A 23,836-nucleotide genomic window follows, 5' to 3' on the forward strand; every position below is an offset into this window, starting at 1 on the left:
CCGGTATGAAGCTGCCAAGGCACGCGCTGGCAACCGTCGAGCTCTATCGGCCTGAAGTTGGCGGCAGGGCGGGGCCTCTTCTGGCAAGGCCCTGGTTGGTGGACATACGAATCGGCCATGAGACGCGGATTCGCTACCACACCCGGGTGGATATCGAGGAAGACCTTTATCCAGGCGAGGTTCGCCGCGCCTATCTCGCTTTCGGCTATCCGGATAGGGTCGGTCCACTCCTGCAACCCGGAACGCAGATCTTCTACGGTTCGGGCCGGCCTGTTGGTGAGGGAACGATCCTCGAGCTGTATTTCTCTGACGACGAGCGAAAGGGCGACGGTCTGTCAGTCGATGAACGAATCGCGGGGTGGGAAGAGAACAAAAGGATCGGTGTCGAGAACACGAAGAAGGCACTCGACGCGCTGATCGAGCGGCGAACAGGCCTCACCGAGGGCATTCGTGATGTACTTCGCTGGGCGAACGAAGCGCGTCGTCCCGTCGGGTCCCTGCTCACGCCTTTCCAGGCCGTCGACTCGGAAACCAAGCACTTCCCGGTCGGCGACGTGCGTCAGTATTGGCACGAGCACCGCTTAGTGGCACTCGATGCCGAGCGGCGCGTGCTGGAAGATCGCCACGAGGCAGGCATCATGCAGGCAGCGCAGCGACTCAGGAAATTCCTGAGCACTAAGACGGAGTGATAGTGACCGACGTGCCGGGGCGAAGCGCGATGGCCTTGGTCCAGGCACCCCACTTCAAGCGCGTCTCTCCGCCGCCGACGCTTCGCACGGTGACGGATGTGAGCTTGCCTTTACGCCAGGAGAGGTCGACGTGGAATCCACCACGCGCACCGATACCCGTCACGCTGCCTGACGCCGCCCATGCCTTGGGCAAGGCTGGCAACAGCTCGATCAATCCGGGCCGCGATGACAACAGCATCTCCAGCATCGCGGTGGGCGTGCCGAAGTTGGCGTCGATCTGAAAGGCGTCGGTATCCGCATCCATGTTGTACATGTCGAAGAAATTCTGCGCTGTTCCATTGCTGTGATTCTTCGAGGGCAGCAGATTGGTGAGCAGGAGCCCATAGGCCTTGTCAGCGTCGCCGAGGCGCGCCCAGCAAATCGCACGCCACGCGCAGGCCCAACCATAGCCACCCGTGCCTCGGGCCTCGAGGAGCCTGGTAACCCCTTCGATCTGTCCGGGCGGGCTGCTGTCGGCTCGAAGGCGGTCGCCAGGAAAGAAGCCGACCAGCGGAGAAAGATGCCGATGCGTCGTCTCGCCGAGGTTATCCGGTGTCATCCATTCTTCCAGCCAGCCGGTCTTGCTGCTGACCTGTGGCAAATAGAGCCGCGCCTGCAGCTGGGCGATCGACGTGGCATAACCAGGGTCCTTGCCCAACAGCGAGCTTGCCTGGCGGTAGTTCTCGAACAGATCCCAAACCCATTCCTGGGAATAGGTGTTGCCCTTCGCGTCGGTCGGTCCATGCTCGGGCGACCAGTCCGCGTCGTCGATCAGGACATCGCGTGCGAGGCCTGTCGCCGGGTCCTTCACGCTGACGCTGATCAGCCGCGATTCCCAGAACTCGCAGGCGCCCTTGAGTAGCGGATAGATGCGCGCAAGGTAGGTGCGATCCGGGTTGTACTGATAGTGCTGCCACAGGTTGTTGCACAGCCAAGCGTTCCCGGCCGGGTGCCACCGCCAGCCCCCGCCACCGTAGATGTTGGTGGAAATACACACCGTCCAGCCGGCGATCTTTCCGGTGCTATTGCGATACGCGTTGCGCGGATCGTTGAAGTATTCGTGGGTGAGGTTCGTCCAGGCCTCGACCTGGCTGAGGCAGTACCTGGTAAATGCATCGAAGCACGAAGGCAGCCCGGCGCGGTCGGGCAGCCAGTAGTTCATCTGGATATTGATGTCGTTGTGATAGTCGGCCATCCAGGGTGGCGCGTTGTCGCTCATCCAGAGACCTTGCAGCCCGGTTGGCAAGCTGTCCCGCGAGCCGGCGATCGTCAGGTAGCGTCCGAACTGCAGATAGGACGCTTCCAGTTCCGGATCGGCAGGCGAGCCCGCGGCGGCCCGAGCCTGGAGGCGTGTCCAGGTGTCCATGTCGCGCTGTGCGTCCGTCGATGCGCCGAGGTCGACCCTCATCGTATCGAACAGGGAACGATAGTCCGCTACGTGAGTATGCAGTAGCGTGGCTGGGGTCTGTGTGGCGGCGGCTTTCGTTTTCTTTATCGAAAGCGCCAATGGATCGAGCGAAGCATCCATGTAGTTCGATGCCAAATCCGGTGCGTAGTTGGTGCCGCCACAAAACAGGACCGTAAGCGCGCTGCAGTTCGCGAAGTGAAGTCCCTTTGCGTCTTCTGTTACGGTACCTGAAGCCGCGACAGCCACGACGTTCGCCGCGTACCTGAGGCCGTTCTCCAGCACGCCGTCGAAGTGGCTACCGGCCGGCGGGTTCTCGCCGTGCGTGCCATGCAACGCCACCGAACCACTAAAGAGACCGCCGCCGGCCTGAGTCAGATGGACGACGATGACGTCATCCGGGTGGCTGGCGAAGACGTCGCACGTATAGGCGATGCCGTCTTTTCGATACGAAACGCGCAGGGTTCCCTGGCCAAGATTCAGCTCGCGCCGGTAGTCGGTGATATGCGCGGATTCGTGCCCTTCCACGGACAGATACAGTTTGGCGAGCATCGCCAGGCTGCCGAAGTGCTCGGTGGAATAGTCGGGCTGGCCATCGTCACCCAACACCACCTCACGCTTGCCCAGCCACATCGTGGCGTCCGTGAGATAGAGGAAGGTCGAGGCGGGGTCGCCGCCGACCAGCGCACCAAGACGTCCGTTGCCGATCGGCAGTCCTTCGCGAAGCACGTTCGATTCCGGTGCCGGCGTGGTGTACCAGAGGGTGTGCCTTGCGGTTGCCGCCGGTATAGCGCCAAGGGGGCGTTCCACGGGGCTGCCTTCGGCGAACCTGGGCAGCCCGAGCCACGGCAGCACGGCCGCCACGGCGCCTGTCAGCTTCAGGAACCGACGCCGGTCCATCAGGTCGGAATGCGCTTCGCCCAAGGTCGTCTGCTGGTCTTCGCTACTCATCATCGAGCTATCCGCTGCCCCAGGGAAAATTCATTTGTCGTACAAATTAAACCTAGACCGGCTCATCCAACTTGTCATGCTGCGCCGCAGCTTGTTGCCGGGGGAAAGCTAGGTAATATTATTAAATACTACAAATAAACGGTGGCAGTTGGCCGCTCTGTCAGGGGTTGGGGAGACAGGGATAGCGAGGCTTCAAGGCGTCGTTGTGGGTAACGGTGCAGGCGGGCTTCGGGCGGCAAGCTGTGTGTGCACATTGGGGTAGTCCACAGAGTGGGGGAGGGTAGCCATGCAGCTAACGAAATTGGCGGTCGCCGTGCGGCGATCGCTTGTGGCAACGGGTGTCGCCTGGATGGTGGGTTACGGCGCACCAGGGTACGCGCAGACAGCGCCGGCACCGGCACCGGCGCCGGGAACGGCTCAGGCCGAAGCGCAGTCGGCGACGACGCCCGATCAGGCTACCAAGCCCGCGAAGGGCAAGACCGACGATAAGAAGGTGACCGAACTGGAAGGGGTGGCGGTCACCGGCCAGCTGGCGGCGCTCCAGCGCGCGCAGGCGATCAAGCAGGATTCCGTCAATGTCGTCGACTCCATTTCAGCGGAAGAGGCAGGCAAGTTCCCCGACCCGAACGTGGCCGACGCGCTCCAGCGCGTACCGGGCGTGTCGGTGAACCGCAGTGGCGGTGAGTCCAGCCAGATTGCGGTGCGCGGCTTCGGTCCCGAATTCGTCGCCGTCACCATCAATGGCCGGCCGATGGCCACCGCCTCAGGCTCGCGTGCCTTCAACTTCGATGTACTTCCGTCGGAAATCATCAGCGTCGCCCAGGTCAACAAGACCTCCTCGGCCGATATCTCAGAAGTCGACATCGGCGGCGTGGTGGACATCCAGACCGCGCGGCCGCTGGATTTCAATGGCTACCATGGGGCGTGGAGCGGGGCGGGCATCAACAGCAACCTGACCGGCGACTGGAAGGGTAAGACCACGCCGAAGGCCTCGGGCCTGTTCGGCTGGACTAACAAGGATCACACCTTCGGCTGGATGGCTTCGGCGACCTACTACAAGCGGAAGGACACCCAGCTCAATACGCAGGCCAATTCCTGGTATGCCAACCAGGACATCTACACCGTTCCTGGCGCGGCCAAGCCCACCTATACGAACGTGGCGGTCCCGGAAACCCTGGCAAGCAACGTGTTGGACGAGACACGCACCCGCAAGGGCTTCAGCGGCGCCATGGACTGGAAGCCGATCGACCAGCTCACGGTCGCGTTCGACACCATGTATTCGAGCTACAAGGTCGACCCGATCGAGCATGAGTTCGGTCAGTACGGCAACACCTCCGATATCCAGTCGCTGACGACCGACGCCAACGGCACCGCGCTGAGCTATGTGCGTAACAGCTCGGGCCCGAACGTCATGGCGAACGACTATGTCGCGTCGTATACGCCCAGCTATGAAAAGAGCTACCAGAACGGCCTGAACCTCGGTTTCGACATCGACGATTCGACCAAGCTCAGTCTTGACGTGGCCAGTTCCAAGGCCTGGAACAAGCAGAGCGCCGACGGCTATTTCCTCGTGGTCGGCGCGAAGAACTTCGGCACCAATCCAACCTGGACCAACAACGGCGACAACCAGCCGCCGACGTCCTCGAACGTCCTCTCGTCCACCAACATGGACAACCTCGCGGCACATTGCTGCAACGCAGGTTCGGGCAACAACGTCACCAACAAGGTCGACAACTACCAGTTCAAGCTGGACAAGGCCTTCAACGACGGCGTGCTGAATCGGCTCGAGGCTGGCGTCCAGTACACCAACGAATGGGTGAAGTCGGTCAGCTTCGGCACGCCAAACGGCATCCTTTGTAACGCCTATTGCGGTTATTCCATTCCCGTTCCGCCGGACGCCATCGGTGCGTACGTGTTCAATGCACCGCCGAAAATCAAGGGAGTCTCGTCCCCGGGCCAGCCATCGCAGTGGATTCAGTACGATCCGCGTGCTTACCTGAGCTGGCTGGCCTCGCCGGCCGCGTATAACCAGCTCCCCGACGACAAGCGCGCCGCGCTGCTTGCCGGTCTGGCCGCCAACGGCGGCACCCTGGACGCCATTCCCAACCCCGGCAGCTACAACGACGTAGGCGAGAAGGAGAAGTCATTCTTCACCAAGGCTGTCTTCGGTGGGGACGTCTGGAACATGCCCTGGGCGATCGACGTCGGCGTGCGCTATCTCAACATCGTTTCGACGTCCACCGCAGTCAACCAGCCGCCGATCGCGTACTACGTGGATCCGAACGACACCAGCAACGGCCAGGTGACCTACGGCCCGTTGGCACCGCAGTCGGCGAAGGGCGGCTATCACAAGTGGCTGCCGTCGATGAACCTGAAGTTGAACGTGCTGGACAATCTGATCTACCGCTTCTCGCTGTCCAAGACACTGACGCCGCCGGCACTCAGCAATCTGTACTACAACAAGAGCTTCGGCACGCGCCCGAACTCGTTGACCATCTCGCAGGGCAATCCGGATCTCCAGCCGTACACCTCGCGTAACTACGACATGGGCCTTGAGTGGTACATCGACGATGCCAGCTATATCGCCGTGGAAGGGTTCTACAAGAAGGTCAGCAACTTCAGCACGCTGGTGAGCACGCCGGTGCCGTTCCTCACGAACGCGAACACCGGACAGCCGTTCATCTGGTCGCTCACGCAGCCGATCAACCTCAACTCGTCGAATATCTACGGCGAAGAGGTCACCTTCAACTACCAGTTCACGCATCTGTTGCCCGAACCCTTCAACGGCCTGGGCATGGCGCTTAACTACACGCACGTGAAGAGCAGCACGGCGCTCAGCCCGGGCGTCATCGCGGCATCGGGCAAGTTCGCCGTGCCGGGTATCGGTGACTCGGCCAATGCGAGCCTGTACTACGAAAAGGGTCCCGTGCAGGTGCGCGCGGCGTACAACTGGCGCGGCAAGTATCTGGAGAGCCTCGCCTATGGCTCGGGTGCCCAGCCGGCCACGCGCAGTGCCTACGGGCAGTTGGACCTGAGCGCGAGCTATGCGTTGAACAAGCACGTGTCGGTCTTCGTCTCAGGCACCAACCTGACGCACGAGCACCTCTACGACTACTCCGTGTACAAAAATCGCTTCCTGTACGCCGAAGCGGACGGCACCATTTACACGGTAGGCCTGCGAGGCACGTTCTGATGCTGCCATTGAAGGTTGTGGCATCCGTCGTCCTGGGTGTCCTGTCTTGCGCCATGGCCGCCGCGGCACCCGCCGCGGCGGGCCAGCCGATGACCATCGACAAGGGCCATTTCGTCCTCGACGGCAAGCCGTTCCGCATCGTTTCCGGTGAGATGCACTACGCCCGTGTCCCGCGCGAATACTGGCGGGATCGCCTGAAGATGGCCAAGGCGATGGGCCTGAACACCATCACGACGTACGTGTTCTGGAACGCCCACGAAGCGACCCCCGGCCACTACGACTTCAGTGGGCAGAACGACGTCGCCGAGTTCGTCCGTGAGGCGAAGGAGGAGGGCCTGTACGTGATCCTGCGTCCAGGTCCCTATGTCTGTTCCGAATGGGAGTTCGGTGGGTTGCCCTCCTGGTTGCTGAAGGAGCCCGACGTCAAGGTACGCAGCACCGACCCGAAGTTCATGCAGCCGGCCCAGCGCTGGTTGCATCGGTTGGGGCAGGAGCTGGCACCGCTGCAGTTGAGTCGCGGTGGCAACATCATCGCGGTACAGGTCGAGAATGAGTACGGCAGCTTCGGTACGGATACCGCCTACATGGAGCAGATCCGTCACGGGATCGTCGACGGCGGGTTCAATGCGTCGCTGCTGACCACCTCCGATAGTGCGGAGCAGCCCGGCTCATTGCCTGGTGTCGTGCAGGTCATCAACTTCGGCGTGGGCCACGCCCCGCAGAAGTTTGAAAAGTTGCACACCTGGCAGCCCGGTGGCCCGTACATGGTCGGCGAGTACTGGATCGGTTGGTTCGACCACTGGGGTGCGCCGCACCACGTTGCCCCGGCAAAGAAGGTGGCCGACGAACTGTCATGGATGCTCAAGCAGGGCTACTCGGTCAACTTCTACATGTTCCACGGCGGTACCTCGTTCGGCTGGATGAACGGCGCCAACTGGGACGACAACAGCTACCAGCCAGACGTCACCAGCTACGACTACGACAGTCCCCTCGATGAGAGCGGGCGTCCCACCCCGAAGTACCTGGCTGCGCGCGAGGTAATCGCCAGGGAAACCGGCGTGGCCTTGCCACCCGTGCCTGCCACACCGGGGACGCAGGCGATCGGCGGCATTCGACTGGGTGAATCGGCATCGTTGTGGGACAACCTGCCAGCACCGGTGTCCTCGGCCGAGCCTAGAACCATGGAGTCGCTGGATCAGGCCTATGGCGACATCCTCTATCGCAAACGCATCGACGCCGACGTATCCGGTGAGCTGCGCATCGACACCCTGCACGACTATGCGCAGATCTACATCAACGGCAAGCGGATCGGCACGCTCGATCGCCGGCTGAAGCAGGACCGCCTGAAGGTTGCCTTGCACAAGGGCGACACGCTGGACCTGCTCGTTCAGAACGACGGGCGCATCAACTTCGGCGAGAAAATGCTGAACGAGCGCAAGGGCATCCTGGGTGGCGTCAGCCTCAACGGCAAGCCGCTGCGTGACTGGCAGAACTACTCGCTGCCGTTCGCCAACAGCGCCTCGCTGTCTTACACCTCGGCGGCGTGCAAGCATGCGCCGTGCTTCTATCGCGCGACGTTCGACGCGCCTGCCTCCGGCAATGCCGCCGCGGACACGTTCCTGGACACGGCCGGGCTGGGTAAGGGCTTCGTCTGGCTCAACGGCCACGCCCTGGGGCGTACCTGGAGCATCGGTCCGCAACGCACCCTCTACGTACCCGGTGTGTGGCTCAAGCCGCATGGCAACCAGCTCGTCGTGCTCGACCTTCTCGTGGAAGGTGCACCCGTGCTCAGCACGCTCAAGCGACCCATCCTTGGTACGTCCACGGTAGGCATGCCATGACCCATTCCCTTCTCCCGACACGAGGCGTATCGATGAGCGATTCCATGACGAACATTCTGCGAGGCGCGGTTCTCAGTGCACTGGTCTGCGCCGCTGGCGTCGCCGCCGCGCCGGTGAAGGCCGACGAGACGGCGTCCGTCCTGCCGCAGATGGGCTTCAACAACTGGAACTCCACGCATTGCCGCGCCGAGTTCGACGAAGGAATGATCCGCGGCGTCGCCGACAAGTTCATCAGCCTCGGGCTGCGTGATGCCGGCTACACGTATGTAAACGTGGACGATTGCTGGGCCAACTGGCAGCGCGACAAGGACGGCCATCTGCAGCCCAACCCGAAGCGTTTCCCGAGTGGCATTGCGGCACTCGCCGACTATATCCATGAGCGTGGCCTCAAGTTCGGCCTGTATTCCAGCGCGGGCGTCTCTACCTGCGAGCCCCTGGAGGAGAACCGCGGTTTCCCGGGTGGCCTTGGCCACGAGAAGGACGACGCGAAGACCTTCGCCTCTTGGCATGTGGATTACCTCAAGTACGACAACTGCAACAACCAGAAGGTGGACGCGCACAAGCGTTACACCGACATGGCCGAGGCCCTGCGCGGCAGCGGCCGGCAGATCTTCTTCAGCATGTGCGAATGGGGCGAGAACAAACCCTGGCTCTGGGCGGGCAAGGACCCCGTGGACGCGGGCTCCTGGCGTACCACCGGCGACATCAGCGACAACTACCCCTCGATGCTGAAGATCTTCAAGCAGAACGTGGTACTCGATCGCTACGCCCACCTGGGCCACTGGAACGATCCGGACATGCTCGAAGTGGGTAACGGCGGGATGACAGATGTCGAATACCGCAGCCATTTCAGCCTGTGGTCGATCATGGCCTCGCCACTGCTGATCGGCACCGACCTGCGCACCGTGAAGCCCGAGGCGTTACAGATCCTGCTCAACAAGGACGTTATTGCCATCGACCAGGATCCGCTCGGCGTGCAGGGCAAGCAGGTGCGTGATGCCGGCGGCATCCATGTCATCGTCAAACCGCTGAAGGATGGCGGCCGCGCAGTGGCGGTGTTCAACGAAGCCGATACCGCGAAGGACGTCGCCATCGCCGCGACCGAGATTGGCCTGAAGGCCGGCGGCAGCCACACCGTGCGCGACCTATGGGCACACACGGACACGAAGGGCGATGGCTCGATCAAGACCAGGCTGGAGCCGCATGCGACCGTGATGTATCGCATCAGCCAGTAACCGGGTGGCATCGATCGGGCGACAACGCCCGGTCGATGTCCCTGATGTCTTCCGGCGTGGCTCGGGTTGACCTTTCGGATTTGATGGTTGAACCTGCCGCCACCCAGCAGGGAGAGACCTCATGAGCCCCAGCATGAATCGCCGCTCATTCCTGGCGCATGCGGCAGCCGGCATCGCCGTGGGTGCCATCGGCACGAACGGGCGTGTCGAAAGCCTTCCCGCCACGCGCGCTAGCTTGGGTACGGCCGGTACGCTGATCGACGCCGAGCGTGCCGCCATCCTCGAAGCCATGCGCACTGAAGGCATCGAGGGGACTTCTGTCTGCCTCATCGAGAGTGGGAGGGTGGCCTGGGTCGAAGGTTTCGGGACGACCGGCGGTCATGCGGCGGTCGCCAAAGACGGGGATACCGTATGCCGAGTGGCTTCGCCGGAAGCTGTTCGAGCCGTTGGGCATGCACGACAGCACGGCCGATGCCGCCGTGAATACCACGCGGCGCAATCGCGCCGTCGGCCACGAGAAGGGATACGACAGCGTGCCGGCGGTCACACCCCTGGTAGCTTCAGGCGGTGTTTACACAAGTGCACGTGACATGGTGCGATACGCGGCGTTTCACCTCGACGGTGGACGTATCGACGGCAAGCCCGTGTTGGCACCTGCGCTGTGGGAAGCGATGCACGGCTTTGGCCTCGGCGGCGACTACGGTCTTGGCGTCATTCGCAACGAACTGCGTTATGGCGACACCCCGGTCCGCGTGCTCAGCCACAAAGGCGGCGGTTTTGGCTTCGGGTGTGTTTTCATCTATTGTCCGGAGGCGAAGCTTGCCTGGGCCGCCATGTTCAATCGGTCGGTATCCGCTCCCTATCGCTTCGGTCGCAAGCTGATCGATGGTCTTCTTGCCGCCCGCTTCGGTGCGAAGTCTCCGAGGCTCAGTGCAACGGACATTGCACCGATCCGGCCGACGGCTGCCCTCAAGCAAACGGTCGCAGGCACCTATGTAGGGCGGAACCTTACCGCCACCATTCATGACACCGACGACGGCCTTCGATTCGAGTCGGACGCCTTCGAGATGCATGGCCCGTTCCTCGCCGTGACGCCGACCGCCTTCTTCACGGCGGATGCCGACCATGACCTTGTCGCGTGGACGTACACGGAAGCCGTGGGCGACTTGCCGGCCCACCTCGAATGCAGCGAAGGGGAGGCCGGCGTCGATTACAACGAGGGACCTCATGATCCGAAGGGGCCCGATCGTGCGGAGTGGACGAAATACGCGGGGAAGTATCAGATCTATCAATGGGGCAAGCCGTCGCTGGACGTGCTCGTCGAGCGGCGCAACGGCTACCTGTTTATCAACGGCGTGAAACTGCTGGTCGAGCGCGAGCCAGGACTGTTCTTCACCAGTGACGGTGAGGCAGTCGACTTGCGGACCGCGGTTCCCACGTGGCGCAGTCTCGTTCTGCGTCGCGTCAACACTTGAACGCAGGCGATGTTCAGGAATGAAAGAGCGGGCGTTACCTCGCGGGATCCCACGGTAGCTGCCAAAGCCGCGCCGTCGTCATCTCCTTGATGCACGGCACGTCCGTTACGCAGCGTGCGGCGCGCTCGCGGATAAAATTATCCTGTTCTTTCTCCATCGCCCGCGCATCTTTTGGCATGGCGAAAAAGTGGCGGTGACGATAAGCAACGTCCATTCCGCCTTCGAGCCCGGTGAGCTCCGGGTCGTTGCAGATGGCTTTCTCGGTCGGCATCGATGCCTTGACGCAGCTGAATTCCGGTCCCGGCACTGCCACCGGCGCACCGGAGTGGAAAGAGTGACTGAAGGTCACTGGGGCCACAACGGTATCCTCCATGTTTCGCCCATCCACCACCCTGGGTCGAAATCGCCAGCTGTATGCCCCCTTGACCGCAGCGGCATCCAGTTCGCTGTAGCCGCTGCTTTCCTCAACCGACACGTCTACCGGCTCGCCGTTCGCGTTGAGCTTTACCCGAACCTTTACAGTCCCTTCGTGACCCTGACGAATGGCGCTGGGCGGGAAGGGCGGGGCGGGAGTACCGATGATCCGCTTTTCGGAGGCCTCGACGGGCTTCGGGACCGGAGCGGCCTCAGTCGCATGCGACTGCTGCGCGAGCACGAGGATCAGCCCCAACCATGCAAACCGATATTTCATGGAACTCCCTGCTATCCAGTCCGGTGCGCGTGCCCGCGCGCGTAGCGAAGTGTATCGGCAGGTTTCCAACTGTCTTTAGCGGATGGGGACGCCCGCCGTGGGGATTGAATACGGCATAGTAGATCCGCGCGCCGTCACTGTTCACGAAGCCGCTCTGCTCAGGCTCGGGAAGCGGCGGCACGTCCGGCACGGTTGCCCATCGACTCATATACCCTCCGCAGTTGGCCGGCGATAATATTCGCCAGCAATCCAAAACGATGGACGCCCACTATGATTCCGCTGGGATATCTGTACAAGCGTGTCTCCGACCGGCCTGAATGGCTGGACGCAGTGAACGTGACTGACATCTATTCGCTCAGCGCCTGCATTTCGAAGCCGTTTGCCGACTACATGACCTACTGGCAGCACAACGGCCACTGGCTATTCGATTCGCCTCAGAAAATCGTTGATTTGGCGAACACCGCCTCGATCTCGCTTGATGGACTGAAACTCTTCTACTACGAGGCTTACGAGCTTCAGTTCGATGAGAACGAGAAGGCCTGGGAAGCGTTTGAGCCCGAGCCATCGTTTTCCACCGAGGTGGTCCTCCCGGCCAGCAAGCGGCTGGAGGGATTCGATATCGCGTCGTTCACGATGGGCAACATGGCCGAATGCTCCCCATTGTCATGCAACGGGCTGGCATCGACTCTGCCGGTCAATGATCACTGCTTACTTGTCACGCTTGATGAGGCGGTGGCCGCCGTCGAACAAGGCAAACTCCACGAGTGCGAGCCCGGGCCTTATCGCCTCATTGCCGTCTACACCGTTGACGACTGACTTCCGTCACGACTGCATCTCATATCCCCAAGGCGCCGCCGACGCGAAACCGCCGGGGGATAGTCCTACTGGTGATGACAAGCCATGCAGGAGAAGTCGCTGCCGATCATCATCGGGTTGGCTGACTTCTTTCCCGGTTGAGCTTCCGCGTTGAATACCGCCACGTTCGATTCCGCATCGCGGATACGCTCTTCCAGTACGTCACGATAGGGCCACTGAGCGTAGCCAGTGGATAGCCTGGCGGTAGCGTAGACCTTGCGTGCTGTCTGCCAGTCGCCAGACTTGGTGAGCATGTCTCCCATGTTGAGGAAGAAGCCCTCTTCGTTATGCGGTGCTTTTGCTGAGTTGAGGCAAGCGCGTGCATCGCGGCTTTGCCCCACGGCCTTTTCCATGTTTTTGGCAAGGACGTCTAGATTGTTGCCGTGGCGGTCAACCTTCATATGCCCGCATACCTCGAGGTTCTGCCATTGCTGTTCCAGCGCCTGCTTGAAGCCGTCGCTGGATGCCGGCAGTCCGCTTGCCACGAATCCCGCGGTAAACAGGTTGAACGCGGGCCAATCGGATACAGCCTGACCCATGATCTCCGAACCCTGTTGGCGAAGCGCAGCGTCGCGGTCGATCTGGGCTTCGGCCAATATCGCGCTGGCGAGGAAGCCGCGGTAGCGCGCATCGTCGGGGGCGAGTGCCACGGCTTTCTGAAAGTACTTTCTCGCCAGCACGATGTCGTCAGTGATGCTCGCGGGTGCCTGTTGCATCCTGTGTCTTTCCGCGACGCGCCACATGTGCAGCCAACCTACATGGGCGGCACTTACGGCATCGTTGGGGTCACGCAGGTAAGCGGCCGTGGAGGCCTCGATACTGTCCTGGATGTGCGCGTAGTCGGCACTATGAAAGGTCTGCCAGAACAGCTGATCGGCTTCCAGGGCAGCAGGCTGGCGGCCCGGCGCTCCACCTCCCGATTGCGCGGTGGCCAGGCCTGCAGCAAGACAGCATAGGACGGCAGTAAGCGCAGTAACGACGGGAAAGCGGGACACTGGTTTCACTAGGCGGGTTCCGTTGCAGGTGGTTGGGTGGCGTGAAATCCAGCTTGCCGCTTGCGCGAGTCGATCGGGAGGGCGGAGTGTCAACGACCGTCTTTGACAGTTGTCACTCGCTTCGCCCTTGGTGCGCCATGACAGGCGGCACGGTGAAACGATGAGTGGTGCGGCGAAGGAAACACTGTCCTTCCCTCAAGTCGACACACAAGCTGGCAACGAAACGCTAACTTCCATCGCAAGTTTCCACCACATGCCAAAGGGGGCGTGGAAGGAACGGGCAGGGTGTTTTTGGGAAGGGCGGCCAGCGGGGCTGCCTGAGCGCATCGACTTTTAAATAGCCATACAGGTGCTTGAGGCTGTCCGTGTATTTGCGGACGGCACGGGCTACGTCTGCCTGGTGCGCGGCAGGGAAATCCTGTGGATGGCGATTACTGCTCTATTGGGGCAATGGGGAGTTCATGAATTATCTTCACCGTACCAGGCGGACGCCGTTGCGTCCGACGACTCTGGCCTGGGCGCTCGCTGTCGTGCTCGGCACGTCAATGAGTGTCCATGCGCAGTCGACCACCGGCGACATTGCCGGCCAGGTCGACCCGACGTCAGGAAAGACCGTGTCCGTGGTGGGCTCGACAGGCGTCACGCGTGAAGCCGCGGTCGATGCCCAGGGACGCTACCGCATCGGTAACCTGCCGCTTGGTGCATACACGGTCAATGTCTTGCAGGACGGCCACGTGGTCGATTCGCGTGCCAACGTGCAGATCAAGGTCGGTGGCAGCACGGATGTTTCGTTCAACCAGCCGGCATCGGCGGCCAACGCCCAGGCGCTCGATTCGGTCACGGTCGTGGCTAACAGCTTGCCGCCGATCGACGCGACGGCCGTCGATTCGCGCACGGTGGTCACCGCTGCGACGCTGGCCCGACTCCCACTGGGGCGCAACGCCGAAGCGATTGCCCTCCTGGCACCAGGCGCGGTAGCGGGCTCGGGTAACCTTGGCAACGGTCGTTACCGGACCGTTTCGTTCGGTGGCAGCGGTGCATCCGAGAACGCCTACTACGTCAACGGCTATTCGACCTCCGACCCGTACCGCAACCTCGGCGGCGTTGGCCTGCCGTACGGCGCCATCGACCAGCAGGAAGTGTATACGGGCGGCTACTCGTCCAAATACGGTCGTTCCGACGGCGGCGTGATTTCCCAGGTCGGTAAACGCGGTACGAATGAATGGCACTTTGGTGCGCAGGTCCTCTGGGAACCGAAGTTCGCGGCGGCAAGTCCCGGCAACATCTATTACAAGAGTCGTACTCTGCCCGAGGGCTACGGCTTCGAAGATCCGAATGCGCCCGGTACGCTGTACCGCAACCGCGAAGACAACAAGAAATGGACGACGACGTACAGCGCATATGTCGGGGGTCCTTTGATCAAGGACAAGCTGTTCTTCTTCGTTGCAGCGGAAGCCGAGAAGTCGGAGGGTGCGTCGACCAATTCGGTGGAAGCCAACCCGGTAGCCACGAACCACTACACGTACAACCTGCCGAAGTACTACGCGAAACTTGATTGGAACATCAACGATTCCAACATCCTGGAATTGACCGGCATCCACTCGACCGATGAGCAGCGCGGTACGTACGTCGGCTATGACTACGACGCACGCCAAAGCACCGGTCCGACCGGCGCCAATGCGGATACGTCGAAACTCGACTCCAAGTACGCCATCGCCAAGTACACCTCGTACCTCACCGACGACCTCACATTGTCGGTGACTTACGGCAAGAGCTGGACGGACGACTACCTGCAGAACCCGACGCCCGGCCTGGGCGAGCAGCCTTACATCGACCGCCCGTACAACGAGAACCCGGAGCTCAACGGTGGCAACCAGCTGACCAACCTGAACTCCTCCGCGACCTCGCAGGATCCGGGCGCAAACAGCAAGACGCGTGGTCTTCGTATCGACCTCGACTGGCACATCGGCGATCACCAGGTCGCCGGCGGCATCGACAACATGCACTACGACGGCCACAACGTGGGTACGGCGACCAGCGGTCCGGGCTATTACTGGCGCTACGGCGTCGCGGCCGACCCGACCCTTCCCATCAGTCCCTCAGGCGGCGTAGGTGCGCCCGGTGGTGACGGCTACTACGTCAGCAGGCGCATCTTCTCGTCGGTCACCAGCATGTCGCTGGACCAGCGCGCGCAGTACCTCGAGGATCGCTGGCAGGTCAGCGACAAGGTGCTGCTGAGCATTGGTGTCCGCAACGACCGCTTCAAGAACTTCAACGACCAGGGCAGAAGCTACGTCAATAATGCTGCGCAGTGGGCGCCTCGCCTCGGCGCCGCCTGGGATGTCTTTGGCGACTCGAGCCTGAAAATCTACGGCAACTTCGGCCGCTATTTCCTCGCACTGCCCAACAATGTCGCCGTACGCGGTGCTTCGCCGTCGACGCTCACGTATGAGTACTTCGATTACACGGGTATCGATAGTCTGGGCCGACCGACGGGTCTGACCCCGATCGGCAAGGGTCCGATCTCGCCGGACGGTGAATACGGCCAACCGATCGATCCGGTTTCCGTCTCCGCGCGTGATCTTCGCTCGCAGTACCAGGATGAAGGCATCATCGGCTTCGACAAGACGCTCGGGGCCAGTTGGGTCACGGGCGCCAAGATCACCGTACGTAGGCTCCGCACGGCGATCGACGATGTCTGCGACACCGGCAAGATTGGCGACAAACTCACCTCCGAAGGCGTCGACCCCGACTCGGTCACCATTCCGGGCTGCGTCATTTTCAACCCCGGGTTCACCAATACCTTCAGCCTTGCCAATGCCAACGGCATCGGCCGTACCGATGTGCAGATGAGCTCGGCCGATTGGGGTTTCGATGAAAAGGCAAAGCGCCGCTACTACGCGCTGGACCTGTATCTCGACCACCCGTTTGACGGAAAGTGGCAGGGCCGCATCGACTACACGTTCTCGCGCTCGTACGGGAACACCGAAGGCCAGACCAAGTCGGACATTGGCCAGACCGATATCTCCAAGACACAGGACTGGGACTCGGCCTTACTGATGGACAACGCCAACGGTCTGCTCGCCAACGATCGTACGCATCAGTTCAAGGCCTATGGTGCCTATCAGATCGCGCCGGAATGGATGGTCTCGGGAAACCTTCGGCTCGCTTCCGGTTCGCCGAAGTCATGCCTGGGCTACCTCGATGGCGCGGAAGATCCGGATCCGATCGGCTACATGTCGTCATATCACAACTGCAACGGCGTTCCCTCGCATCCGGGTGATACACGCAATCCGTGGATCAAGCAGCTCGATCTTGCGCTGACGTATCGCCCAGCCGCATTCGACGGGAAGCTGGCGTTTGGCCTGAGCGTCTTCAACGTGACCAACGAGCTCAAGCCGCTCAACAGCTTCTCGACCTATGAGGCGTCGCCGCAGACGGTCTTCAACAATTACGACCTTGGCCAGTACTACCAGACGCCGCGCTATGCACGTCTGACGGCAACGTACGACTTCTAAGCACCGCACCGACTTACAAGAAGATTGCCCTGCGAGGGCAACATGCGTCTCCCCAGTGCCGCCTGGCTAACCAGGCGGCTTTTTTTTGAGCCTTCCGATGATGGCAAACGCGGCCGTTCCGTAAATTACGAATCCAAACGGGACGCTCGCGAACCACACGACAAACGGCAAGGGCAGTCCGTCGGCGAACGGATTCCCTGCCGCCTCGCCATGGGGCGCGGGCACCAGGGACTGTAGAAGGGAGTTTTGCCAGAACAATGCGTTCGATAAGGCCTCGTGGCCTGCGTCGTCGGCCGCGAATGAAAGAGCGATGAGCACAACCGTCACGGTCACGCCGATGAGCGCCGCCACCAGGATCCGTTTGACCATAGAGCGCCTCAACGCCGCATCCCGGTCCGGACAATCCGTTCCGTCGCGGCCAAAGTACCCGATTCATCTGGTCGTCTGCCGGGGCACGCAGGCCGGATCAGGTGGATTCACGCTGATAGGCATCGTAAGTCGGGCGCTTGAAGGTCAGCCGCAACGCGGACAGGAGGAAGTACAGCCCGCCAAATGCCGCGTACGGCGCAAGCTTGGCGATCGTCGGGGCCTCTCCGAACGCCTGGACGGTCATGAAGACGCCGGCCAGTGCCGACTGCACGCCGCTGATCATCATGAAGATCTGGCCGCCCAGCTTCCTGCGGCGAATGCCGACGAAAAGCTGCAGCAGTCCCGACAACAGGGCCCAGATGCCAAAGACGAACAACCCGCCGGCGTTCCCGCGGACAGTCAGCGCAACGACGAGGACAGCCGCCGTGGCGATGCTGACCACCGCGTTGAGTCGCTGGCCTGGGTTGGTGCGCAGACCGCCAGATCGGCGTGCATCAAGCATGTTCGCGAGGGCATCCCAGGCGGGATAGAGGACCAGGAGGGCACCAGAAACGAAGGGTGGCACGTCAAGGTTCGATAGCAGTACCACCAGCGCGACCCAGGCGAAGGCAACGCCTGAGCGGAGAAAGTAAAAGCTTCGTAGTGTGTTCATTGGGGTGTCCTCAAGTGGGATAGTAACCCTACTAGTAGGTAGGCCAATGAGTCAACATTCCAATATTTGACGTATCAGAAGCTGTTTCTGTTGAATATGTAACCTACTAAATGGTAGGCTACGCCAATGACTACCCAGCAGAAACTCATCGACTCAGCGCGGTATCTGATCCAGACCCGTGGCTATAACGGCTTCAGCTACGCCGACGTCGCCGAGCAGGTCCAGGTCCGGAAGGCGAGCATCCATCACCATTTTCCGGCCAAGGCGGATCTGGCGCGGGCGGTCGTTGAAGAATCGCGGGCTGGCATCGTCGAGCAGATCGCGTTGCTCGATGGCGACGACTTCGATCCCGTGAAGAAGCTGGGGTTCTACACCGGCTACTGGGAGCAGTGCATCGCTGACGCGTCGGCTCCGTTCTGCGTCGCCGGCATGCTGGCGGCAGAACTGCCCTCGTTGCCGCCCGAGCTGGCGGAATGCGTCCGCGCGCATTTCCGCGACTTGTCGCGTTGGCTCGAGACCATCCTGACCAAGGGCGCGCAGCAGGGCGTATTCCGTCTCCAGGGCGCGGCAAGTACCGAAGCCGAGGCATTCATCTCACTTATCTACGGCGCCATGCTCACCGCTCGTGCTTTCGGCGATCCGTCCAAGTTTGCCGACGTGGCCCGCGGGGGCTTGCGTCGGCTTGTCAGCACGACCGCCGTCCCGGCGGCGCGAGGTTAAGCCTCGCCAGCCCCCGACGACCCAGACATGCGAAAATACCCGGCCAAACCGCCTGAACACCTGCACGCATGATCCGACTCACCGACATCAAGCTTCCTCTCGATCACGCCGAAGGCGCCATCGAGGCGGCCATTCGCGCCAAGCTGGGGCTGGGGAAGGGCGGCATGCTGGGCTTCACGGTGTTCCGCCGCGGTCATGACGCTCGCAAGCGCGGCAACATCCAGTTGATCTATACGCTGGACGTGGAAGTGACGGACGAGGCTGGCCTGCTCGCGCGGCACGCCGACGACAAGCACGTGCAGCCGTCGCCGGACACCAGTTATAAGTTCGTGGGCCACGCGCCGGCCGATCTGAAGCAGCGCCCCATCGTGATCGGCCTTGGGCCGTGCGGTTTGTTCGCGGGCCTGCTGCTCGCGCAAATGGGCTACAGGCCGATCATCCTCGACCGCGGCAAGGCGGTGCGCGAGCGCACGGTCGACACCTGGGACCTGTGGCGCAAGGGCAAGCTGGATCCGGAGTCGAACGCGCAATTCGGTGAAGGTGGCGCAGGCACGTTCTCCGATGGCAAGCTTTATAGCCAGATTTCCGATCCGCTCCACCACGGTCGCAAGGTGCTCAGCGAGTTCGTGAAGGCGGGCGCGCCCGAAGAAATTCTCTATGTGAGCAAGCCGCACATCGGCACCTTTCGATTGGTCACGATGGCGGAGACCATGCGTGAAACCATCGAATCGCTGGGCGGCGAGATTCGCTTCACGCAACGCGTCGATGACGTGCTGGTCGACACCGCTACCGACGGGTCACGCCAGCTGCGTGGCGTCGTGCTGGCCAGTGGCGAACAGTTGCTGAGCGATCATGTCGTGCTCGCCGTGGGGCACAGTGCGCGCGACACCTTCTTCATGCTGCACGACCGCGGTGTGTACATGGAGGCTAAGCCGTTCTCCATCGGCTTTCGCGTGGAGCATCCGCAGTCGATCATCGACCAGGCACGCTTCGGGCCGCAGGCGGGTCATGCGCTTCTCGGCGCGGCCGACTACAAGCTGGTGCACCACTGCAAGAATGGTCGTTCGGTCTACAGTTTCTGCATGTGTCCGGGCGGTACCGTGGTCGCTGCGACCTCCGAGCCGGAGCGCGTGGTGACCAACGGCATGAGCCAGTATTCGCGTAACGAACGTAACGCGAACGCGGCGATCGTGGTGGGTATCGATCCGGAGGACTTCGCCGCGTTCGACGACAGCGGCAGTCCGCTGGCCGGCATCGCCTTGCAGCGCGCACTCGAATCGCGTGCGTATGAGCTCGGTGGCCGGGATTACAGCGCGCCCGCGCAGTTGGTCGGCGATTTCATCAAGGGCAAGCCGTCCGAAGGGTTCGGCAGCGTACAGCCCTCTTACAAGCCTGGCGTGCGTCTGACCGATCTCGCGCCGGCCCTTCCTGAGTACGCTATCGAGGCCATTCGCGAAGCGCTTCCAGCGTTCGATCGCCAGATCAAGGGTTATGCCATGCACGACGCGCTGCTCACCGGCGTGGAAACGCGCACCTCGTCGCCGGTGCGCATCCGTCGGGACGACGCCTACCAGAGCCTCAACACGCGCGGCTTGTTTCCCGCCGGCGAAGGTGCCGGTTACGCCGGTGGCATCCTCTCCGCTGCGGTCGATGGCATTCGCGTGGCGGAAGCGGTGGCGCGGAGTATCAACGGCGCCGGTTGATATCAGGCAAAGAGAAGGGCGAACGGTTTCCCGTCCGCCCTTTTCGTTAGTACGTCGTCCTGGTCAGTGCGTACCAGCCACTGCCACCTGCGCAGCGGCGCTCGACGAAGCGGCAGCATTCACGACACCCTGCACGCGATTCATCTGCACCTTGTAGCCAGCGGGCACGACATACGCCGTGCCTTCGCCATCGGCCACCTGCTGCGAGACGAAGCCGTCGCCGATGCCCTGCCACAGGATGGCCTTACCCTTGGCATTGGTCCAGACCAGGTCGGCCAGGCCGTCGCCGTCGAAGTCTTCGATCGTTGCAACGGTATAGCCGTCCGGAGCCGCCATGGTTCCCTGGCTGGCGACCGTCGTGCCGTCCATCTCCCACCAGCGCAGTTTGCCGGTGCTGGCGTTGAACCAGATCAGGTCCGTTTTGCCACTGCCGGCGACTTCGCCGACGCCAACAAGCGCGAAGCCCGCGGGGGCATTACTGCCATCGCTCTTGGTGAAGCCGCCCTGGCCGTTGTTGATCCAGTACTTCACCGCGTTCTTCGGTCCGGTCCAGACGATGTCGAGGATGCCGTCGCCATTGAGATCGGCCAGGCTAGGCGTGAAGCCCGCTGGTGCGGCGAGCGACGTGGATGCGCCCTGTTCGCAGTCCATGGTGTCGAAGCGGCCGAACTTGAGGGTGCCGTTGCAATCGAAGGTCCAGAAGGACACCTTGCCGGTGCCGGCGTTGAACCAGACTTCCTTGGACTTGGCCGACGCGTCGACCAGTCCGGCGCCGACCAGACTCCAGCCGGCCGGGTATGGGAAGCGGAAGTTCTCCCAGCCGTAGCTGTAAACCGCCAGGTTCAGGGTGTTGGTCGTCGGGTTGTCGCTTTCCATCACGGTCTGGTTGGTCAGCTGGCCGCCGAAGAGATCGAACGGAATGGCCTTGACCTGGTCGCCCGGCTGGAAGCCGTCGGCCACCTGGGTCCCCTGTGTCACCGGGACCCACGTGTCGGTGCTGAGCACGGTGCTTCCGTTCATGCGGACGAGGGTGGCGTTACCGGTCTTCGGACCCACCAGCAGCAGCGTGCTCTTACCGTCCAGCACGGAGTTCAGGCCTACGCCGGGGTTGGCGCTGTCGTTGGCGCCGGCCAGATCCCAGGTGCGGGGAATGATCTGCCCGCGGGTCTGCCTGGCGGCGATGGCGTTGGTCAGGTTGGTCACGTTGACCGAGCCCAGGCCGGTGGCGTAGTCGTAGCCCTTGCCGGTCTTCCACGCGGTGACGAGCGAAGCACGGCCACCGTCGCTGACCACGCCGTATTGCTGGCCTTTCTTGACGAAGCAATCGCCCGTACCTGCAAAGCAGGGAACGTCGATATCACCCACTGTGACATCGTGGAACACGCAGGTGGTGTCGTTGGCTTTGCAGCCCGCCGCCGGTGTCGCGACCGTACCGTACTGCGTGCGGGCCAGACCGTAGAGCGTCGGGCCGACATTGCCCAGGCGGTTGGCGCTTGCCTGGTCGACGAGAGCCTGCACGCCTGCCATGGCCGGCGCGGCGAACGAGGTGCCACCGGCGCTGTTGAACAGCGAGTCGGTCGGGTCAAGGTAGTTACACGGCACGCCGCCCTGGTCCGCATCGGACATGCAGAAGATCAGCGCGTGACCGTAGAGACCGTTCGCGGCGAACAGCGACACGTCCGGCAACGCCCGTGTGACGTTCTGGTCCATGCCGGCGATACCCTGCTGCCAGGTTGGCTGCGACCAGACGTAGCTCGGGCCGCCGCTACCACCGGCAGTGTTGAGGAAGTTTTCGCCGGCCGCCGAGTTGCAGGCGTTGTTCGGATTGGCGATGCCCAGGACCTTGTCGAGCTGGGCGCTGGCGCAGGAATCGTTCCAGGTCTGCTCGGGGATATAGCTGATCGCACTGGCACCGAGCTCACCGTTACCAGCCAGCCAGTACTTTTGCGTCTTCTTGAAATCATCGAAGTCAGTACCGCCGACGGCGATGTTGTAGGGCGTGCTGCCCAGTCCATTCACCGCGATACCGAAGCTGGAGGCGACCTGGTTCTGGTCGCAGCCGGCCGATCCAGCATCTCCGGTGGAGACGAAGACGGTCACGCCTTCGGCGGCAGCGGTGGACCATAGGGCGGCGGCTTCGTCGAGGTCGCCGACGGCGGCGCTGACGGATTCACACTCGCCATAGCTCAGGCTCATGATGGGCGGTGGAGCGTCCTGCTCCAACAGGTTCTGGGCGGCGAGGAAGGCGCCGAAGTCCGCACCGCTGTCCGCGCACGAGGCAAGGGTCACGTTGGCGTCGGGCGCTGCGGCGCCGGCCCACTCGGCATCGAGCGCAGCCTCGCCTTCATCGGCGTTCGTACCCGGGTCGCCGCAGCTGGTATCGCCCGCGAATCCCGCCGGGTGCAGCTGGGTGAAGACGCCCTTGGCGTCGGCCGGCAGGAAGGTGTGCCGGAAGGTGGCGACATCGGCATCGAGCACGTTGGTGCGCTCGAGCACGGCCACAGTCTGGCCTGCACCGCGTACCGGGTTCGTCTGGTTCCACAGGGGATTGACGTTGTAGATGGTGCCGAAGTCGGCTGGCACCACGTCGTACTGAACGTCGCCCTGGTAGACGAAGTTGAAGTCGGACGAGGGTGCACCGGCGGTGACCCATTCACCCTTCTTGTTGCGTTTGACCGGCTGGGCATCCTTCTTCTGGGGCTTCGGGAAGAAGTCGGTCAGCGAGGCGACGCCACGGACGACGGGTACGAGGGCAGTGGGCAACTTCTGTTCGGCGCTATTGGCGAAGTGGCGCTTGCCGTTGGCGTCGGTGAAGTGGTGCAGCGAAGTGCCAAAGGCCTGTTGCACGGCGCCGACAGAGCCGGTGAAGCGGATGAGCATGCCGTCGGCGGAGACGTTCGTCACGCCGAGGCCCTGGCTGCCGAGCCATGCCTTCACGGCGGCGATGTCTTTCTGGTTCGGACCGAACTGCGCGCCCACCTGGCTGGCGGTCAGCCACTTGTGGAAATTGGGCGAGGAAGGATTGTCCAGCGAGGCGAGGTAGGTATCGAAGCGCTTCTGCTGATCGTCGCTGCGCTTGAGCACCAGCGTCATCGAGGGAATCACCTCGGTGGTTCCCATGGGGCCGGCATCGGCGCTGCTGCGGACCCTGGCAGGCACGCTGCCTGGCAGCGTCGTCATCTGGCTTTTATCGACTGACCTGGTGATCAACGGTGTGGTGGTGGTGCTGCCCACCGTAGCGGTAGCGGCAGCGGCGTGCGCATCGCATGCGGCGCCCGCGGCAACGAGCAGCGCGCTGCCCACAAGCCAAGGCCTGAACATGATGTCTGACATAGTACCCCCGAAGGAAAAGAGCCCGTTTACCTCGTAAGTTCTTGTGCCCAACCCGTAAAAGGCTGCCCCTTCGGCACACGTCCGCGTGACGCATGTTCATGCGGACGCTCGACGATAGCTTTACATCCGTCGCAAAGTCACACACGCTCGACTGGCCGGCTTCTCACCGAGT

The 23,836-nt window shown here is 62.4% G+C and carries 15 protein-coding genes; 9 read left to right on the forward strand and 6 right to left on the reverse strand.

Features of this window, described 5'->3' with window-relative positions; all coding sequences use genetic code 11:
• Window positions 1-5: 5 nt before the first annotated feature.
• Window positions 6-689 carry a DUF2489 domain-containing protein gene (locus HB634_RS01000; RefSeq protein ID WP_157503825.1) on the forward strand — a complete coding sequence of 228 codons (684 nt, stop codon included), beginning with the start codon at window positions 6-8 and terminating at the stop codon, window positions 687-689.
• On the opposite strand, the gene HB634_RS01005 is transcribed toward HB634_RS01000, so the two are convergent.
• On the reverse strand, window positions 676-3,087 hold the full coding sequence (locus tag HB634_RS01005) for a glycoside hydrolase N-terminal domain-containing protein (protein WP_255548304.1): 2,412 nt from the start codon (window positions 3,085-3,087) through the stop codon (window positions 676-678). The genes HB634_RS01000 and HB634_RS01005 overlap by 14 nt on opposite strands.
• A gap of 283 nt (window positions 3,088-3,370) precedes the next feature.
• Here HB634_RS01005 and HB634_RS01010 point away from each other — a divergent pair, with 283 nt between their 5' ends.
• The 4 genes from HB634_RS01010 (at window position 3,371) to HB634_RS01025 (ending at window position 10,828) form a co-directional block, all read left to right on the forward strand.
• The gene (locus tag HB634_RS01010; protein ID WP_082878850.1) at window positions 3,371-6,277 is read left to right on the forward strand and encodes a TonB-dependent receptor; all 2,907 of its coding nucleotides are present in this window, start codon (window positions 3,371-3,373) and stop codon (window positions 6,275-6,277) included.
• A complete protein-coding gene (locus tag HB634_RS01015) occupies window positions 6,277-8,118 on the forward strand; it encodes a glycoside hydrolase family 35 protein (RefSeq protein WP_255548305.1) in 1,842 nt (613 codons plus the stop codon). Before HB634_RS01010 ends, HB634_RS01015 begins: the two co-directional genes overlap by 1 nt.
• Window positions 8,119-8,162: 44 nt before the next feature.
• Window positions 8,163-9,353: a glycoside hydrolase family 27 protein gene (locus HB634_RS01020; RefSeq protein WP_255548306.1), complete on the forward strand. Its 1,191-nt coding sequence runs from the start codon at window positions 8,163-8,165 to the stop codon at window positions 9,351-9,353.
• A gap of 380 nt (window positions 9,354-9,733) precedes the next feature.
• Complete coding sequence (locus HB634_RS01025; RefSeq protein WP_255548307.1) at window positions 9,734-10,828, forward strand: serine hydrolase domain-containing protein; 1,095 nt, start codon at window positions 9,734-9,736, stop codon at window positions 10,826-10,828.
• 34 nt (window positions 10,829-10,862) lie between these two features.
• Here HB634_RS01025 and HB634_RS01030 read toward each other — a convergent pair whose 3' ends face one another.
• Window positions 10,863-11,519 carry a TonB family protein gene (locus HB634_RS01030; protein WP_213947096.1) on the reverse strand — a complete coding sequence of 219 codons (657 nt, stop codon included), beginning with the start codon at window positions 11,517-11,519 and terminating at the stop codon, window positions 10,863-10,865.
• 270 nt (window positions 11,520-11,789) lie between these two features.
• Here HB634_RS01030 and HB634_RS01035 point away from each other — a divergent pair, with 270 nt between their 5' ends.
• Window positions 11,790-12,335, forward strand: a complete 546-nt coding sequence (locus tag HB634_RS01035; RefSeq protein WP_213947098.1) for a hypothetical protein — start codon at window positions 11,790-11,792, stop codon at window positions 12,333-12,335.
• Window positions 12,336-12,400: 65 nt separating this feature from the next.
• On the opposite strand, the gene HB634_RS01040 is transcribed toward HB634_RS01035, so the two are convergent.
• A complete protein-coding gene (locus HB634_RS01040) occupies window positions 12,401-13,369 on the reverse strand; it encodes a hypothetical protein (RefSeq protein ID WP_213947100.1) in 969 nt (322 codons plus the stop codon).
• Between the two features lie 461 nt (window positions 13,370-13,830).
• On the opposite strand from HB634_RS01040, the gene HB634_RS01045 reads away from it, so the two are divergent.
• The gene (locus HB634_RS01045; protein WP_213947102.1) at window positions 13,831-16,887 is read left to right on the forward strand and encodes a TonB-dependent receptor; all 3,057 of its coding nucleotides are present in this window, start codon (window positions 13,831-13,833) and stop codon (window positions 16,885-16,887) included.
• Between the two features lie 66 nt (window positions 16,888-16,953).
• On the opposite strand, the gene HB634_RS01050 is transcribed toward HB634_RS01045, so the two are convergent.
• Window positions 16,954-17,256 (reverse strand): hypothetical protein, encoded by a 303-nt coding sequence (locus tag HB634_RS01050; protein WP_213947103.1) that lies wholly within the window; start codon window positions 17,254-17,256, stop codon window positions 16,954-16,956.
• 97 nt (window positions 17,257-17,353) lie between these two features.
• Window positions 17,354-17,908, reverse strand: a complete 555-nt coding sequence (locus tag HB634_RS01055; protein ID WP_213947105.1) for a hypothetical protein — start codon at window positions 17,906-17,908, stop codon at window positions 17,354-17,356.
• Window positions 17,909-18,034: 126 nt separating this feature from the next.
• Here HB634_RS01055 and HB634_RS01060 point away from each other — a divergent pair, with 126 nt between their 5' ends.
• Window positions 18,035-18,628, forward strand: a complete 594-nt coding sequence (locus HB634_RS01060) for a TetR/AcrR family transcriptional regulator (RefSeq protein WP_213947106.1) — start codon at window positions 18,035-18,037, stop codon at window positions 18,626-18,628.
• A 68-nt stretch (window positions 18,629-18,696) separates the two neighbouring features.
• Complete coding sequence (locus tag HB634_RS01065) at window positions 18,697-20,331, forward strand: NAD(P)/FAD-dependent oxidoreductase (protein ID WP_213947107.1); 1,635 nt, start codon at window positions 18,697-18,699, stop codon at window positions 20,329-20,331.
• Window positions 20,332-20,394: 63 nt separating this feature from the next.
• Here HB634_RS01065 and HB634_RS01070 read toward each other — a convergent pair whose 3' ends face one another.
• Window positions 20,395-23,664, reverse strand: a complete 3,270-nt coding sequence (locus HB634_RS01070; protein ID WP_213947109.1) for a protease pro-enzyme activation domain-containing protein — start codon at window positions 23,662-23,664, stop codon at window positions 20,395-20,397.
• Between the last annotated feature and the right edge of the window lie 172 nt (window positions 23,665-23,836).

Origin of the sequence: Luteibacter sp. dw_328 (genome assembly GCF_018449605.1) — a bacterium.
In the GTDB taxonomy this organism is placed as follows: domain Bacteria; phylum Pseudomonadota; class Gammaproteobacteria; order Xanthomonadales; family Rhodanobacteraceae; genus Luteibacter.

Bases quoted from the DNA above. Each gene is read 5' to 3' on its own strand.
- HB634_RS01000 (WP_157503825.1), top strand. From the start codon at position 6: ATGAAGCTGCCAAGGCACGCGCTGGCAACCGTCGAGCTCTATCGGCCT.
- HB634_RS01005 (WP_255548304.1), bottom strand. From the start codon at position 3,087: ATGATGAGTAGCGAAGACCAGCAGACGACCTTGGGCGAAGCGCATTCC.
- HB634_RS01010 (WP_082878850.1), top strand. From the start codon at position 3,371: ATGCAGCTAACGAAATTGGCGGTCGCCGTGCGGCGATCGCTTGTGGCA.
- HB634_RS01015 (WP_255548305.1), top strand. From the start codon at position 6,277: ATGCTGCCATTGAAGGTTGTGGCATCCGTCGTCCTGGGTGTCCTGTCT.
- HB634_RS01020 (WP_255548306.1), top strand. From the start codon at position 8,163: ATGACGAACATTCTGCGAGGCGCGGTTCTCAGTGCACTGGTCTGCGCC.
- HB634_RS01025 (WP_255548307.1), top strand. From the start codon at position 9,734: ATGCGGCGGTCGCCAAAGACGGGGATACCGTATGCCGAGTGGCTTCGC.
- HB634_RS01030 (WP_213947096.1), bottom strand. From the start codon at position 11,519: ATGAAATATCGGTTTGCATGGTTGGGGCTGATCCTCGTGCTCGCGCAG.
- HB634_RS01035 (WP_213947098.1), top strand. From the start codon at position 11,790: ATGATTCCGCTGGGATATCTGTACAAGCGTGTCTCCGACCGGCCTGAA.
- HB634_RS01045 (WP_213947102.1), top strand. From the start codon at position 13,831: ATGAATTATCTTCACCGTACCAGGCGGACGCCGTTGCGTCCGACGACT.
- HB634_RS01050 (WP_213947103.1), bottom strand. From the start codon at position 17,256: ATGGTCAAACGGATCCTGGTGGCGGCGCTCATCGGCGTGACCGTGACG.
- HB634_RS01055 (WP_213947105.1), bottom strand. From the start codon at position 17,908: ATGAACACACTACGAAGCTTTTACTTTCTCCGCTCAGGCGTTGCCTTC.
- HB634_RS01060 (WP_213947106.1), top strand. From the start codon at position 18,035: ATGACTACCCAGCAGAAACTCATCGACTCAGCGCGGTATCTGATCCAG.
- HB634_RS01065 (WP_213947107.1), top strand. From the start codon at position 18,697: ATGATCCGACTCACCGACATCAAGCTTCCTCTCGATCACGCCGAAGGC.
- HB634_RS01070 (WP_213947109.1), bottom strand. From the start codon at position 23,664: ATGTCAGACATCATGTTCAGGCCTTGGCTTGTGGGCAGCGCGCTGCTC.